General features: G+C 52.7%; 1 rRNA gene (running past one end of the window). It reads left to right on the forward strand.

Annotated elements, in window-relative coordinates:
- Nucleotides 1–20: 20 nt before the first annotated feature.
- Nucleotides 21–1,523: ribosomal RNA gene (locus AC1RKG_RS24770) — 23S ribosomal RNA — on the forward strand (it continues 1,498 nt past the right edge of the window).

Raw genomic sequence — 1,523 nt, forward strand, 5'->3', positions numbered from 1 at the left:
GAAACACCTTCGGGTTGTGAGGTTAAGTGACTAAGCGTACACGGTGGATGCCTAGGCAGTCAGAGGCGATGAAGGGCGTGCTAATCTGCGATAAGCGTCGGTAAGGTGATATGAACCGTAATAACCGGCGATACCCGAATGGGGAAACCCAGTGCAATTCGTTGCACTATCATACGATGAATACATAGTCGTATGAGGCGAACCGGGGGAACTGAAACATCTAAGTACCCCGAGGAAAAGAAATCAACCGAGATTCCCCCAGTAGCGGCGAGCGAACGGGGAGGAGCCCAGAACCTGAATCAGTTCTTGTGTTAGTGGAAGCGTCTGGAAAGTCGCACAGTAAAGGGTGATAGTCCCGTACACTAAAATGCATTAATTGTGAGTTCGATGAGTAGGGCGGGACACGTGACATCCTGTCTGAATATGGGGGGACCATCCTCCAAGGCTAAATACTCCTGACTGACCGATAGTGAACCAGTACCGTGAGGGAAAGGCGAAAAGAACCCCGGCGAGGGGAGTGAAATAGAACCTGAAACCGTGTACGTACAAGCAGTGGGAGCACCTTCGTGGTGTGACTGCGTACCTTTTGTATAATGGGTCAGCGACTTATATTTTGTAGCAAGGTTAACCGTATAGGGGAGCCGTAGGGAAACCGAGTCTTAACTGGGCGAATAGTTGCAAGGTATAGACCCGAAACCCGGTGATCTAGCCATGGGCAGGTTGAAGGTTGGGTAACACTAACTGGAGGACCGAACCGACTAATGTTGAAAAATTAGCGGATGACTTGTGGCTGGGGGTGAAAGGCCAATCAAACCGGGAGATAGCTGGTTCTCCCCGAAAGCTATTTAGGTAGCGCCTCGTGAACTCATCTTCGGGGGTAGAGCACTGTTTCGGCTAGGGGGCCATCCCGGCTTACCAAACCGATGCAAACTCCGAATACCGAAGAATGTTATCACGGGAGACACACGGCGGGTGCTAACGTCCGTCGTGAAGAGGGAAACAACCCAGACCGCCAGCTAAGGTCCCAAAGTCATGGTTAAGTGGGAAACGATGTGGGAAGGCATAGACAGCCAGGATGTTGGCTTAGAAGCAGCCATCATTTAAAGAAAGCGTAATAGCTCACTGGTCGAGTCGGCCTGCGCGGAAGATGTAACGGGGCTAAACCATGCACCGAAGCTGCGGCAGCGACGCTTAGGCGTTGTTGGGTAGGGGAGCGTTCTGTAAGCCGTTGAAGGTGGCCTGTGAGGGTTGCTGGAGGTATCAGAAGTGCGAATGCTGACATAAGTAACGATAAAGCGGGTGAAAAGCCCGCTCGCCGGAAGACCAAGGGTTCCTGTCCAACGTTAATCGGGGCAGGGTGAGTCGACCCCTAAGGCGAGGCCGAAAGGCGTAGTCGATGGGAAACAGGTTAATATTCCTGTACTCGGTGTTACTGCGAAGGGGGGACGGAGAAGGCTAGGCTAGCCGGGCGACGGTTGTCCCGGTTTAAGCGTGTAGGGGGAGTGACCTGGTAAATCCGGTTG

The sequence above is a fragment of the Serratia sp. GW822-FHT06D09 genome (genome assembly GCF_058799515.1).